The organism is Frigoribacterium sp. CF331, from assembly GCF_057787905.1.
This window is the reverse complement of record NZ_CM173545.1, coordinates 1,424,114-1,437,105: the sequence shown is the minus strand read 5'-3', so window position 1 is coordinate 1,437,105 and position 12,992 is coordinate 1,424,114. Positions and strand designations below refer to the sequence as shown.

General features: G+C 74.6%; 11 protein-coding genes. 5 read left to right on the top strand and 6 right to left on the bottom strand.

What is annotated here, in order from left to right; genetic code table 11:
- Positions 1-4 precede the first annotated feature (4 nt).
- The 3 genes from AC3CCI_RS06690 to AC3CCI_RS06680 form a co-directional block, all read right to left on the bottom strand.
- Positions 5-1,426 carry an SPFH domain-containing protein gene (locus AC3CCI_RS06690; RefSeq protein ID WP_354594045.1) on the bottom strand — a complete coding sequence of 474 codons (1,422 nt, stop codon included), beginning with the start codon at positions 1,424-1,426 and terminating at the stop codon, positions 5-7.
- A gap of 11 nt (positions 1,427-1,437) precedes the next feature.
- Positions 1,438-1,947, bottom strand: coding sequence for an NfeD family protein (locus tag AC3CCI_RS06685; protein ID WP_488628493.1), 510 nt, complete (start codon positions 1,945-1,947; stop codon positions 1,438-1,440).
- A gap of 137 nt (positions 1,948-2,084) precedes the next feature.
- Positions 2,085-3,110, bottom strand: a complete 1,026-nt coding sequence (locus tag AC3CCI_RS06680) for a 6-phosphofructokinase (protein ID WP_354594047.1) — start codon at positions 3,108-3,110, stop codon at positions 2,085-2,087.
- A gap of 143 nt (positions 3,111-3,253) precedes the next feature.
- Between AC3CCI_RS06680 and AC3CCI_RS06675 the strand changes: the two genes are divergently transcribed.
- Complete coding sequence (locus tag AC3CCI_RS06675) at positions 3,254-3,922, top strand: hypothetical protein (protein ID WP_488628492.1); 669 nt, start codon at positions 3,254-3,256, stop codon at positions 3,920-3,922.
- A gap of 129 nt (positions 3,923-4,051) precedes the next feature.
- Here the strand turns inward: AC3CCI_RS06675 and AC3CCI_RS06670 are convergent, their stop codons facing one another.
- Positions 4,052-4,537 (bottom strand): pyridoxamine 5'-phosphate oxidase family protein, encoded by a 486-nt coding sequence (locus tag AC3CCI_RS06670; protein WP_354594049.1) that lies wholly within the window; start codon positions 4,535-4,537, stop codon positions 4,052-4,054.
- Positions 4,538-4,668: 131 nt separating this feature from the next.
- Between AC3CCI_RS06670 and AC3CCI_RS06665 the strand changes: the two genes are divergently transcribed.
- Together AC3CCI_RS06665 and AC3CCI_RS06660 are read left to right on the top strand one after the other, a co-directional pair.
- Positions 4,669-6,117, top strand: coding sequence for a GntR family transcriptional regulator (locus AC3CCI_RS06665; protein WP_488628491.1), 1,449 nt, complete (start codon positions 4,669-4,671; stop codon positions 6,115-6,117).
- A 49-nt stretch (positions 6,118-6,166) separates the two neighbouring features.
- Positions 6,167-7,129 carry a DNA-3-methyladenine glycosylase family protein gene (locus tag AC3CCI_RS06660; protein WP_354594050.1) on the top strand — a complete coding sequence of 321 codons (963 nt, stop codon included), beginning with the start codon at positions 6,167-6,169 and terminating at the stop codon, positions 7,127-7,129.
- 56 nt (positions 7,130-7,185) lie between these two features.
- Here AC3CCI_RS06660 and AC3CCI_RS06655 read toward each other — a convergent pair whose 3' ends face one another.
- On the bottom strand, positions 7,186-7,704 hold the full coding sequence (locus AC3CCI_RS06655) for a MarR family winged helix-turn-helix transcriptional regulator (RefSeq protein WP_354594051.1): 519 nt from the start codon (positions 7,702-7,704) through the stop codon (positions 7,186-7,188).
- A gap of 41 nt (positions 7,705-7,745) precedes the next feature.
- Between AC3CCI_RS06655 and AC3CCI_RS06650 the strand changes: the two genes are divergently transcribed.
- The gene (locus tag AC3CCI_RS06650; protein ID WP_488628490.1) at positions 7,746-11,336 is read left to right on the top strand and encodes a proline dehydrogenase family protein; all 3,591 of its coding nucleotides are present in this window, start codon (positions 7,746-7,748) and stop codon (positions 11,334-11,336) included.
- A 115-nt stretch (positions 11,337-11,451) separates the two neighbouring features.
- Here the strand turns inward: AC3CCI_RS06650 and AC3CCI_RS06645 are convergent, their stop codons facing one another.
- Positions 11,452-11,889: an Lrp/AsnC family transcriptional regulator gene (locus AC3CCI_RS06645; RefSeq protein ID WP_043593232.1), complete on the bottom strand. Its 438-nt coding sequence runs from the start codon at positions 11,887-11,889 to the stop codon at positions 11,452-11,454.
- Positions 11,890-11,991: 102 nt separating this feature from the next.
- Between AC3CCI_RS06645 and ddaH the strand changes: the two genes are divergently transcribed.
- On the top strand, positions 11,992-12,870 hold the full coding sequence (ddaH, locus tag AC3CCI_RS06640; RefSeq protein ID WP_488628489.1) for a dimethylargininase: 879 nt from the start codon (positions 11,992-11,994) through the stop codon (positions 12,868-12,870).
- Positions 12,871-12,992 lie beyond the last annotated feature (122 nt).

The following is a 12,992-nucleotide window of genomic DNA, read 5'->3' as shown; positions in this document are numbered from 1 at the left end:
GAGGCTACGCGCCGTCGGTCGTGCGGGGTCGCGAGGCCGCGGCGCCGTCGGCGGACCCGGTGCGGGCCCCGAGGAACCCGCCGAGCGCGCTGACCAGGTCGAGGCCCGTCGTGGCCTTGACCACGTCTTGCAGCTGGGTCATGTTGTTCGCCACCGACTTCGTCAACTCGTTCGCACCGTCGGTCGAGACGACCGTGAGCGCGTCGATGTTGCCCATCGGCGCCGCCATCTCGCGAGCGATCTCGGGCAGGCGCGAGATGACCTGCGAGGCGAGGGCCGCCTGACCGAACTTGCCCTGGGCCTCGGCCAGGGCGTCGACCGCCTCGGCCTCGGCCAGACCCTTGGCCTTGATGGCGGCCGCCTCGGCGCGTCCGGCCGCCTCGACCGCCGCCGCCTCGTTCTCGGCCGCGTTGCGGGCGGCGTCGGCGAGTTGGGTGCGACGGAAGGCCTCGGCCTCGACGGCGGCGTTCGCGGCGTCGCGCTCGGCCTCGGCGTTCTGCACCGACGCGTAGGCCGCGGCCTCGGCCGGCTGACGGACCTCGATGTTGAGCCGTTCTTGGTTGACCTTGGCCTGCTCGGCGACGGCGATGCTCTCTTGCTCGGCGACCAGCTTGTCCTGCATGGCCCGGGCGAGCTCGCCGGCGGCCGCGGCCTCGGCCTGGGCCCGGTCGGTCTCGGCCTTGATCTGCGCCTGCCGCACGTCGAGCTGCAGCTGGCGCTCGGCCGTCTGCTGGGTGTTGCCGATGCGGGCCAGGGCGGCGATGCGCTCGGCCTCGGCCTCGGCGACGTCGGCGTTCTGCTTCGCCACGGCGGCCTCGGCCCGACCGCGGTCGGCGAGGTAGGTGCTGCCGGGCGTCTCGATCTCGCGGATGTTCATGGTCTCGATCTGGAGGCCGAGCTCGGCGAGTTCGCCCTTCGTCTCGTTGACCGCGTCGGCGGCGAGCCGGGAGAAGTTCTTCACCAGGTCGTCGACCGGTTGCCCGCCGATCAGGCCGCGGATCGACCCCTCGAGCGACTGCTGCACGATGACGGGCAGCTGCTGCTGCTGCAGCAGGTAGCGCTGTGCCGCGCGACGGACGCCGTCCTCGGTGCCCGTGACCTTGAAGTTCACGGTGGCCTTGACCGCGGTGCGGATGTAGTTCGCGTCGATGGCCTGCACCTCGACCGGGGTCTGGTACTGCTCGAGCGACAGCTTGAACCCCTCTTGGAAGATCGGCCAGACGAAGGTGCGGCCGCCGATGATGACCTTCTGGGGGCTCGAGATGCCCCCGCCCTCGGAACGCTCGGCACCCCGGCCGACCACGATGAGCGCCTCGTTCGGCGGGACGCGTCGGACCCGGCTGGCGACGAACGACAGCAGGGCGAGCGCGATGACGACGGCGACGACGACGGCGACGACGCTGACGTTGGAGGAGATGAAGTCCACGGGGCTTCCTTTCAGTTGGTCTGGGGATCACGGGACGCGGAGGCGTCGCCGGCGTCGAGGGCCTCGACCTGCACGCGCGGGCCGTTCTCGGCCACGACGCGGACCCGCACGCCCCGCTCGATGCGCGCGGCGCTCGTGGCCAGTCGGCGCTCGAGCTCGCGGACGTCGTCGAGGCGCACCTCGCCGCCGCCGGGGCCGGTGGCCTCGGTCGTGACGCCGACGAACCCGACCGGCGACCAGTGCCCGCCGCTCTCTCGACGGGTCACCCGGCGGACGACGAGCTGGATCAGCACGAGGGCCACGAGGGCCGTGCCGACGGCGACGGCGTACGTCCACCCCGGGGCGAGGTCGGTCTGCGACGTGACGACCCCTGCGAGCCCGAAGATGGCCAGGGCCGCGCCCAGGGCGACGCCCGACACGAGCCCGTCACCGACGTCGAACACGTCGAGCAGGTCGCCCACGACGATGCTGACGAGCAGGAGCAGGAGCCCGATCGCCCCCACCACGATGAACGTGATCATGCGTCGAGACTGTCAGAGTCCGGCTGGGCGCACATCGGCTGCGCGACGGACCCGGGACGACCAGCGGTCGTCGGCGCCTGGGGACGAGTCGTCGGCGGGCGGGAGCCGGCTCCGGACCCGCCCGCCCGCAGCCAGCCTCACCCGAAGAGGATCGCGGCCTCGTCGTAGCGGTGCTGGGGCACGACCTTGAGGCTGTCGAGCGCCTCCTCGAACGACACGTGCACGATCTCGGTGCCGCGCAGGGCCACCATGCGACCCCAGCGCCCCTCGACGACCGAGTCGCTCGCGGCCATGCCGAGGCGCGTCGCGAGCACGCGGTCGTACGACGTGGGCGTGCCGCCGCGCTGGATGTGGCCGAGCGTCGTGGCGCGGGTCTCGATGCCCGTGCGCTCCTCGATGACGGGGGCGAGGCGCTCGCCGATGCCGCCGAGGCGGGGGCGCCCGAAGGCGTCCAGGCCGCGCTCCGAGTGCACGTCGCTCTCGTGGTCGGGCACGAATCCCTCGGCCACGACGACGAGCGGCGCACGCCCGCGGTCGTAGGCCGACTGCACCCACTCGACGATCTGGTCCATGCTCGTCGCCTGCTCGGGGATGAGGATCGCGTGCGCACCCGCGGCCATCCCCGAGTGCAGGGCGATCCAGCCCACGTGCCGCCCCATGACCTCGGCGACCATGCACCGGCTGTGCGAGTCGCCGGTCGTCCTGAGGCGGTCCATCGCGTCGGTCGCGATCTGCACCGCGGTGTCGAAGCCGAAGGTGTAGTCCGTCGCGCCGAGGTCGTTGTCGACGGTCTTGGGCACGCCGACGATCTTGAGGCCGGCGTCGGTCAGGCGCTTGGCGGCGGCCAGCGTGCCCTCGCCACCGATGGCGACCATGGCGTCGATGCCGAAGCGCTCCATGTTCTCGGCGATGCGGTCCACGCCGCCGTCGCCCTCGAACGGGTTGGTCCGGCTCGTCCCGAGGATGGTGCCGCCCTGCTTGGCGATGCCCTGGATCTCCTTCCGGGTGAGCGGCATGACGTCGCCGTCGACGACGCCGCGCCAACCGTCGCGGAACCCGACGAACTCCTGCCCGTGGATCTGCGTGCCCTTGAGCACGGCTCCGCGGATGACCGCGTTGAGACCGGGGCAGTCGCCGCCGCTGGTGAGGATTCCGATTCGCATCGAGGGGCTCCATCGCATCGAAGGGCCCGTTCGACGGGCCGAGGTCGAGACCCATCATGGACCACCGGGAGGCGCGGCACCCGTCCACGACGCCGGTCGCCTCCCGGCCGGGGCGCGCAGGCGGTCGTACTACCCTCGCCTGCATGAGCAACGAGCAGTCGGGGCGCCCGCCGTCGCCGTGGGCACGCTTCGCCCGGCCCACGCCCGGCGAGCCCGAGCGCGGCGAGTTCCCGTTCGGCCCGCCCCGGCCGGTGCACCCCGAGGCGACCGCGGCCGACCACGGCTGGCCGCTCGACGCCCCCGTCGCCCCGCAGCCGCCCGACGCGCGGCAGCCGTTCCCCGCCCAGCCCGTCGCGCAGCCCACGGGTCAGCCCGCCTGGGGGGCCGACGGCCGCCAGGTGTGGGCCCCGGCGACCGACCCCGCTCCGGCAGGCGAGGTCGCGCCCGAGGCGCGCCCCGAGAACGCCGGTCTCGGCTCGTACTTCTTCCCCGCCGACGACGACTGGTCGTCGTCCCCGCCCCGATCCGACGACGAGGGGCGTGGCCTGGCCGTCGCCGCGGTCGTCTTCGGCGTCTTCTTCGCACCGCTCGGTCTGGTCTTCGGCATCGTGGCCGCGCGCCGGGCCCGGGCCGCCGGCCGCCCGGCCACGTTGGCCCTCGTCGGCGTCGCCGTCGCCTCGGTCGTCATCGTGCTGAGCGTCGTGTGGGCGGTGGCGGCTCTCGACCACTACTCACAGCTCGCGACCGCGTGCGCGCAGCTCGGTCCGGGCGACTACGTCAACGACGAGGGGCAGACCGTCACCTGCGGCTGAGCCCGGCGGGCGACGCGAGGGCCGGGCGCGGCCGCGGGGCGCAGGGCACGGGACGACGAGCAGCCGGGACGCGAGCGCGGGAGGGCGCGGGCGCGGGCCGTCCTCGACGACCCGCGCGCGCCTCCTCGGTCAGAGCTGGACGGTGCCGGTGTCGGCGACGTTCCCCGGGTGCCCGCCGGTCACGGCGGCCTTGGCGTACTTGAAGAGGGTGACGGCCTTGGGCTCGTTGCTGACCCAGTACTCGGCCGTGTCGACGTCGACCTCGAGCAGGGCGACGGTGGGGTCCTGGCGACCTCCGTCGAACCAGGCCTCGGCGCCGGTGTTCCACAACTCGTCGATCAGGGCGTCGTCCTTGACGATCGACGCCGTCCCCGCCAGCGAGAGGTAGCCCTTGCCGGTCTCGACGGCGACGTTGACCTGGGGGTGCGCCTTGACGTCGTCGACCTTCGGCGACGGGTCGCGCGTGAAGAAGTACACCTTGCCGTCGAAGTCGCGGTCCACCAGGGCGAGCGGACGGCTCACGAGGTGGCCGTGGCTGCTCTGGGTGGTGAGGATGCCGATGCGGCCCGCGTCGAGGACCTCGCCGATCTTGCTGCTGTCGTTGGTCTCAGTCATGCCGCGGACCCTACGCCCGGGGCGTGCCCGTGGTCACGGACCGCCCCGCGCAGGCGTCCCGGAAGGTGTCCGATGAGGCATGTATGCCCTATGCTTTCATGCGACATGTGACACGCCGACGAGAGGCCGAGATGCCCGTCCCCATCACCGCCGAGTGCGCCATCCCCCGCCGCCTGCACAAGGACGCCGTCTTCGACCACCTCGTGGCGGCCGTCCTCGACGGTTCGCTCGCACCGGGCGAGCGCCTCCGCGACGCCGAGCTCGAGCGGTGGCTGGGCGTCTCGCGGACCCCCATCCGCGTGGCGCTCGCGAGGCTCACCGGCCTGGGGCTCGTCGAGACCGTCTCGACCCGCGAGACCCGGGTGGTGCCACGGCGGGCCGAGGTGGCCGCCGACGAGTCAGCGACGGCGTGCGTCCTGGCGGGCCTGGCCGTCACCGACGCCTTCGCCGCCTCGGGTCCGGACGCCCGGGCCGTCCTGGCCGACGGCCTCGGCGGGCTGCTCGACGGCCCGGGTCGAGCACGACGACCGACGGCGGGCCGAGGGGGCGGTGCGGCAGCCGCCGCGCTCGTGGGCGACGCCCTGGCGGTGGCGTCGCGCCTGACCGACGTCCCCGGGGCGAACGCGCTGCTCCGGCGGCGGCTCGCGACGACGGGGCTCGTCCTGCGGCACCACCTCCCCGCCCTCGACGACGAGGCGGGACGCGCCGTGGTCGAGGCCGTCGGCGACCTGCGCGCGGTCCTCGCGGGCCCGCCGACGTCCGACGCCCCGCCGTCGTCCGACGCCCCAGCGCCGCGTCACGCCCCGCGGACGTCCGACCCCGCATCGGGCCCCGGCGACGCCACCGGAGCCGCCGTCGTCGCCCTGCTCGGCGGACTCGCGACCCGCCTGACCGCCCTGGCTGGCCCCGTCCCCGTCGCGCCCGTGCCGACGTCGCACCCCGTCATCGGGCCGGGCCGCCGCACCTTGAGCGCCGGCGTCCACGCGGTGCTCTCGCGAGCCGTGCTCGACGGGGTGCTCGCCCCGGGCGAGCGCCTGGTCGACGACGAGCTCATCGCCTGGATGGGCGTCTCGCGGACGCCCATCCGCGCCGCCCTCGAACGCCTCGGCGACGGCGGACTGGTCCTGCTCGCGGCGAACCGGTACACGCGGGTGGCCGCGCCCTGCGCCGACGACCTCGACGACGCCCGCTCGCTCTACGCCCACGTGCTGGCCTGGTCGATCGACCGGTCGGCGGCGGACGGCGGCCCCGACCCCGACGAGGTCGACCGCGTGCTGGCGAGGGTGCGACCGCTGGCCCGCCGCGCCGAGGGCCGACCGCTGACCTCGGTCACGCTGCGTCCCGCGTCGACCGTCCTGCGCCTCCTGTCGGCGGTGCCGGCGTCGGGTGCCTCGGCGCGGACGCTCGACGACGTCGAGCCGCGGCTCGGCCATGCGATCGTCAGCCTGGGCCTCGAGCTGCCCGTGGGGGCGTGGCAGGCCTTCGAGACGAGGGTCCGCACGGGGCTGGCCCGCTCCGACGGCACCCGCGGCGGGGCCGTCCGCGCGCTGCTCGGCTCGCTGGCACCCCCGGCGGCGTGACGCCGACGACCGGGCGCCGGGTGTCGGCCGCCCGGGTTAGCATCACGGCGTGCCCTCGCCCGTCTCCGCCCCCGTCACCGACGCCCGTCCGGCGCGGCGCGTCGACGACGTCTACCGGCCCGAGGCTCCCGTCGACGTCCGTGCCGCGCTCCGGCCGCTGGGTCGGGGCAGCGGCGACCCGACGTTCCGCGTCGACGGCGACCGCGTGTGGCGGGCGTTGCGGACGCCCGAGGGGGTCGCGAGCCTCGTCGTGTCGGCGAGCCGCGCCTCCTCGTCCGTGGCGATCAGCGCGTGGGGGCCGGGTGCCGCGTGGGCCGTCCGGCACGCCCCCGAGATGCTCGGGCGGGGCGACGACTGGTCCGACCTCGACGTCTCGGGCAACGCGTTCCTGTCGGCGGCGCGACACCGCTCGCCCGGCCTCCGCCTCACCCGGACGAACCAGGTGCTGCAGATGCTCGTCCCCGCGGTCCTCGAACAGAAGGTCACCAGCGTCGAGGCCTGGCGCGCGTGGCGCCACCTCGTCCGTCGTCACGGCGAACCGGCCCCAGGCCCGGTGCCCGAGGGGCTCGTGGCGCCCCCGGACGCCGAGGGCTGGAGGCGCGTGCCCAGTTGGGAGTGGCACCGAGCGGGGGTGGGCCCCCAGCGGTCCGCCACCGTCATGCGGGTCTGCGCGGTCGCCCCGGCCCTCGAGCGCACCCTCGCCCTCGGTCGCGGGGGCGACGAGGTCTCCCGCCGCCTCCGGTCGATCCCCGGGGTCGGCGTGTGGACGGCGGCCGAGACGACGCAACGCGCCCACGGCGACCCCGACAGCCCGAGCGTCGGCGACTACCACCTGCCCGCGCTCGTGGGGTGGGCGTTGATCGGCCGCCCGGTCGACGACGACGGCATGCTCGAGCTGCTCGAGCCGTGGCGCGGTCAGCGCGAGCGGGTCATGCGGCTCATCACCGGCAGCGGCTTCTCGAAGCCGCGCTTCGGGCCGCGCATGACCATCCAGGACCACCGCTTCCACTGAGGGGCGCGCGGCCGACACCTCGTGGGTCGGAGCCGGTCAGAGCCGGTCGGTGCCGGTCAGACCGCGGTGTGGGCGCGACCGGCAGGGTCGGCGGTGTCGCTCGGGCCCACGACCCCGTCGGGGGACGCGTCGCCGCCGATCGCGTCGAGCACCCGGTGCGAGAACGCACGCACCACGTCGTCGTCGCCGGCCAGGACGTCGGTGAAGTAGCGCTTGATGGCGGCCGTGTGGCCACGGGTCGCCGCGAGCATGGCCCGGCGGCCGTCGGGGGTGAGCTCGACCCACGTGCCGCGGGCGTCCGACGAGCACTCGGTCCGTCGCACGAGGCCCCGGCGCTCCATGCGGGTCACCTGGTGGCTGACCCGGCTCTTCTCCCAGCCGATCTGCTCGGCGATGTCACGGACGCGAGAGCGTCGACCGCTGCTGCGACCCAGCCCGACGAGGATCTCGTACTCGGGTGCCGAGACCCCCGAGTCGCTCTGCAGGCGCAGCTCGAGCGCGCGGTCGAGGCGTCGTCTCATCAGGTAGAAGGAGTCCCAGACGACCCACTCCTCGTCGGTGAGTTCGTCGGCCATTCGCCCAGTGTAGGGACGGAGGCGCGGCTTATCCTCGACCCATGTCCGATGTGCACGCCGCCGCCGTCACGCAGCAGACCATCGAGACAGCCCGCCGGTGGTGGGACGCGGCCCACGCCGTCCCGGTGCAGGGCTCGGCCGCCCGGCTGACCGAGGTGCTGCGCGACCCCCGGGGCCTCGACTTCGCCCGGGGGTTCGCCGACCGCGTGGTCCGTCCCGAGGACGACCGCGTCGCCGCCGCCGCACTCGACGGGCTCAGCCGCAGCACGCCCGCCCTGCTGCCCTGGCACCTGCGGGCGGCGATCTCGTTCGGCGGAGGGTTCGGCCCGCTCGCGCCGCGGCCGATCATGCCGGTCGCGCGCCGGACGCTCCGCCACATGGTCGGCCACCTGCTCGTCGACGCCGCGCCCGAGAAGCTCGGGCAGGCCCTGGACGCGCTGCGACGCGACGGCATCCGGCTCGACGTCACGGCCTGGGGGCCGACGGTGTCGGGCCCGGCCGAGGCCGACCGGCGCCTCGCCGCCACCACCGCCCTCGTCGGCCGGCCCGACGTCGAGCGCGTCACGACGACCGTGCGCGAGCTCGTGGGCCCCACGTCGCCCTGGGCGTTCGACGAGACGAGCGACCTGGCGGTCTCGAGGCTCGGCCCCCTCGTCGAACTCGCCGCGACCTCGGGCACGCTCCTCACGCTCGGCGTCGACCGCCACGCCGACGTCGACCTGACCATCGACGTCTTCACGCGCCTCCTCGACCGCCCCGACCTCGAGGCCGTCACCGCGGGCATCGTGGTGCAGTCGTACGTCCCCGAGGCGATGGACTCGTTGCAGCTGCTGACCGACTGGGCCAGGGCGCGGGTCGAGCGTGGCGGGGCCCCGATCACGGTGCGACTCGTGAAGGGCGGATCACGGCTCGACGAGATCGTCGACGCCCGTCTGAACGACTGGCCCGTCGTCACGTTCGACGCCAAGCACGAGACCGACGCGAGCCACCTCCGACTGCTCGACTTCGCCCTCCGACCCGAGAACGCGGCCGTCGTGCGCGTCGGCCTCGCCGGGCACGACGTCTTCGACGTGGCCCACGCGGTCACGGTCGCCCGGCGACACGGCACCGAGCACCAGCTCGACGTCGAGCTGTGGTCCGGGCTGACACCCGGCCTGGCCGAGGTGCTGCGGTCCGAGCTGCCCGGGCTCGTCCTGCAGGTGCCGGTCATCGACCCCGACCGGTTCGACTCCGCCGTGCGGCACCTCGTCGGCAGGCTCGACGCGCTCGCCGACCCCGGCGGCTTCCTCTCGAGCACCCTCGACGTCGACCACGAGGCGGCCTTCGCGCGAGAGGCCCGACGGCACGAGCGGGCCCTCGGGGCGGTCGACGAGCTGCCGACCGCGCCCCGTCGTCGCCGTGACCGCTCCGGCCCGCTCGACGAGGGCGCCGACCACGTCCTCGACTTCGTGGCCGAGGCCGACACCGACCCCTCGCTCGACGGCAACCGGAGGTGGGCCCGGGGCGTCCTCGGGCGTGCCCGCCGGTCCACCGCCGGCGTCGAGACCGCCGACGCGGCGCCCGCCCTCGAGGCCGACGCCGTTCACGCCCTGACGACCCGCGCCTCCCGGGCGGGCGAGGCCTGGGGGCGGCAAGAGCCGGCCACGCGGGCCGAACTGCTCGACCTCGCGGGCCGCGAGCTCGCGCTCCGACGGTCCCGGCTGATCGAGGTGTCGATCAGCGAGTCGGGCGCGACCCTGTCCGAGGCCGACCACGAGGTCGGTGCCGCCGTCGACGCCGCACACCGGCTCGCCGGCCTGACGCGCGACCTCGCGTCGATCGTCACCGCCGAGCACCGTCCGCCGCGCCTGACGGTCGTCCTGCCCGACCTCGTCACCCCCGTGGCCAGCACCGTCGAGGCGACGCTCGCCGCCTTCGGGGCGGGCAGCGCGGTGGTCGTGCGACTGCCGCGCGCCCGCCGGCGGACGGTCGCCGTGGTCGCCGAGGCGCTCTGGGCCGTCGGCGTGCCCGACTCGTTGCTGGCCCTCGCCGAGGCCGACGACGGCGACGACGACCACGCGCTGCTCGCGCACCCGTCCGTCGACCGGGTCGTGGGGCACTCGACGGTCGACGCCGTCGTCGCGCTCCGTGAGGTGCGCCCCGAACTCGACCTGGCCGTGCGGACGACGGGGGTCACGTCCCTGGTCGTCACCCCCGCCGCCGACCTCGAGCGGGCCGCCGCCGACGTGGTCACGAGCGTCGTCGACCACGCCGGTCGCGGGCAGGGGGCGCTCGACCTGGTCATCGCCGTCGGTTCGGTCGGTCACGGCCCGACGTTCCGGCGCCTGCTGCGCGAGGCGTTCGAGGCGGTCGTCGTCGGCCCGGCCGACGTCGTCACGACCACGGTGGGCCCGCTCGGAGCCACGCCCACGGGCACCGACCTCGACGCGCTGACCGTGCTCGGCGTCGGCGAGTCGTGGCTGATCGAGCCCCGGCCGCTCGACGAGGTCGGGGCCCTGTGCTCGCCGGGGGTGCGCGACGGGGTCGACCCCCGGGGTGCCTTCGCGTCGGTGCCGCACGGCGTCCCCGTCGTGGGTCTCGTCGTGGTCGAGACGCTGGCCGAGGCCGTCGCCCTGCAGAACGCCGAGGGCGGGGGCGACGTGGCGGGGCTGCACACCCTCGACGTCGGCGAGGTCGACGAGTGGCTGCACACCGTGCGCGCCGGCGACCTGGTCGTCGGCCGGCCGACCACCGGGGCCCGGGTGCGTCGCCGCCCGACCGGCGGGTGGGGCCGACGCGCCCTGGGTCGCGGTCTCAAACCGGTCGGCCCGCACGCCCTGGTCGGTCAGGGCTCGTGGCACCACCTGCCGCACGAGCCCCGTCCCTCGCTCCGGCTGCACGACGTCTCCGAGGGCGTGACCCGGCTGGTCGACGCCGCCCGCCCGACCCTGTCGTTCGAGCAGTTCGACTCGCTCCGCACGGCCGTCGAGAGCGACCAGCGCGCCTGGCAGGCCGAGTTCGGCCTGGCCCGTGACGTGTCGGGTCTCGTCGTCGAGCGCAACGTCCTCCGGTACCGCCCGCACCCGGTCACCGTGCGTCTCTCGGCCGGTGCCGACCCGGCCGGGCTGATCCGGCTCGTGGCCGCCGGGGCACGCGCGGGGGCGACCCTGACGATCAGTTCGGCCGTGCCGTTGCCGGCCGGGCTCGTGCACCTGTGGCGCGCCTCCTCGTCCCCGGTCCGGGTGCGCGACGTCGTGGTCGAGAGCGACGCGGCGTTCGTCGCCCGGGCCGCGGCGGGAGCCCTGCAGGGCGACGCGACCGATGCGGCCGGCCCCGACGTCCTCGACCTGCTGGCCGAGGCCGCCGGCGGTGAGCCCGCGTCCCCCGAGAAGGCGCGGGTCGACGACTCGACGCCCGTCCCGTCGCCCGAGGCGGTGCGGGCCTACCGCGGGTTGCGCATCCGCCTGGTCGGCGGTGACCCGGCGGCCCTGGCGCGGGCGGTGCAGGGCAGCCCCGACGTGACGGTCGTGTCGGGCGAGGTGACCGAAGAGGGCCGGATCGAGTTGCTGACGTTCGTCCGCGAGCAGTCCGTCTCGATCACGGCGCACCGCTACGGCCGCCTCGAGCCCGCACTGGCCGACCTCCGCCTCTGAGCCGTGACCTCCGACGACGGTCGGTGCGCGGTCGTGGACGCCGTCGGCCGTCGGCGTCCGGCGGCAGCCCTTGGGGCCGCCGGAAACCGGTGACAGCCGAGGGCAGCCGCCGCCGTCAGGCCGAGCGGCGGCTGATCAGCTTCGACAGGACGATCGCACTGCGGGTGTGGTCGACGTTGGGGGCGTTGCGGACGCGTTCGAGGGCCTCTTCGAGCGAGGGGATGTCGCGGCTGCGCATGTGGACGATCGCGTCGGCGCTGCCGGTGACCGTGCCGGCGTCGACGACCTCGGGCACCGTGCCGAGGATGCGCTGCAGTTCTTGGGGCGAGACCGTGCCCCGGCAGAAGAGCTCGACGTAGGCCTCGGTGCCGAGCCCGTCGACGGCCGGGTCGACCTGGACGGTGAAGCCCTTGATGACCCCGTCGGCCACGAGGCGGTCGACGCGACGCTTCACGGCCGAGGCGCTCAGGCCGACCGAGGCGCCGATGTCGCCGTACCCGGCACGGGCGTTCTGGCGCAGGAGGTCGATGATGCCGTAGTCGAGGTTGTCCACATGAGGACGATACGCCAGAAAACTGCACGAAAGCTCAGAAATACGCAAGAAAAGTGCGTCGGAGCCCGGCACCGTGCGCGCCGGCGATGTGACACTGTTCCGGTGAGCCTGACGATCGAACCCACCGACCTGCCCGACGCGACCGCCCGACGGGACGCCGCCCGCGTGGCGAGCCACCGAACGGTCTTGATGTGCCGGCCCGAGCACTTCACCGTCAGCTACAAGATCAACCCGTGGATGGACCCCGCCAAGCCTACCGACACGGCGACGGCCCTGGCGCAGTGGCAGACGCTCTACGACACCTACGTCGGACTGGGCTTCGACGTCGAGCTCATCGAACCCGAACCGGGCCTGCCCGACATGGTCTACTCGGCCAACGGCGGCTTCGTGCTCGACGGCATCGCCTACGGGGCACGCTTCACCTTCCCCGAGCGTCAGGCCGAGGGCCCCGCCTACATGCGGTGGTTCGCGTCGGCCGGGTTCGAGGTGGCCGAGCCCGCCGAGACCAACGAGGGCGAGGGGGACTTCCTGCTCGTCGGCAACGTGATCCTCGCCGGCACCGGGTTCCGCAGCGACTCCAGCTCGCACGACGAGATCGGCCGCGTCTACGGTCGCGAGGTCGTCAGCCTCACCCTCGTGAACCCGAGCTTCTACCACCTCGACACCGCCATCGCCGTGCTCGACCCCGAGCCCGTCGACGGTCGACACACCATCGCCTACCTCGAGAGCGCCTTCGACGACGCCTCGCTCGCGATCCTGCGCACGCGGTTCCCCGACGCCATCCTGGTCAGCGAGGAGGACGCCGCCATCCTGGGCCTCAACTCGTACTCGGACGGCCTCAACGTCGTGATCGCCGCCCGCGCGAAGGGCTTCGAGCGCCAGTTGCGCGAGCGCGGCTACAACCCGATCGGCGTCGACCTCTCCGAGCTGCTGCTCGGCGGCGGTGGCGTCAAGTGCTGCACGCTCGAGCTGCGGCGCTGACGACCGGCTGAGCGACCCGGCCGGGCCGGGCGACCAGGCCGGGCGACCGGCTGAGCGACCCGGCCGGGCAGGGCGACCGGGTCGGACGACCGGGTCGGCCCCCGGCGTCGCCGCCCCGCGCT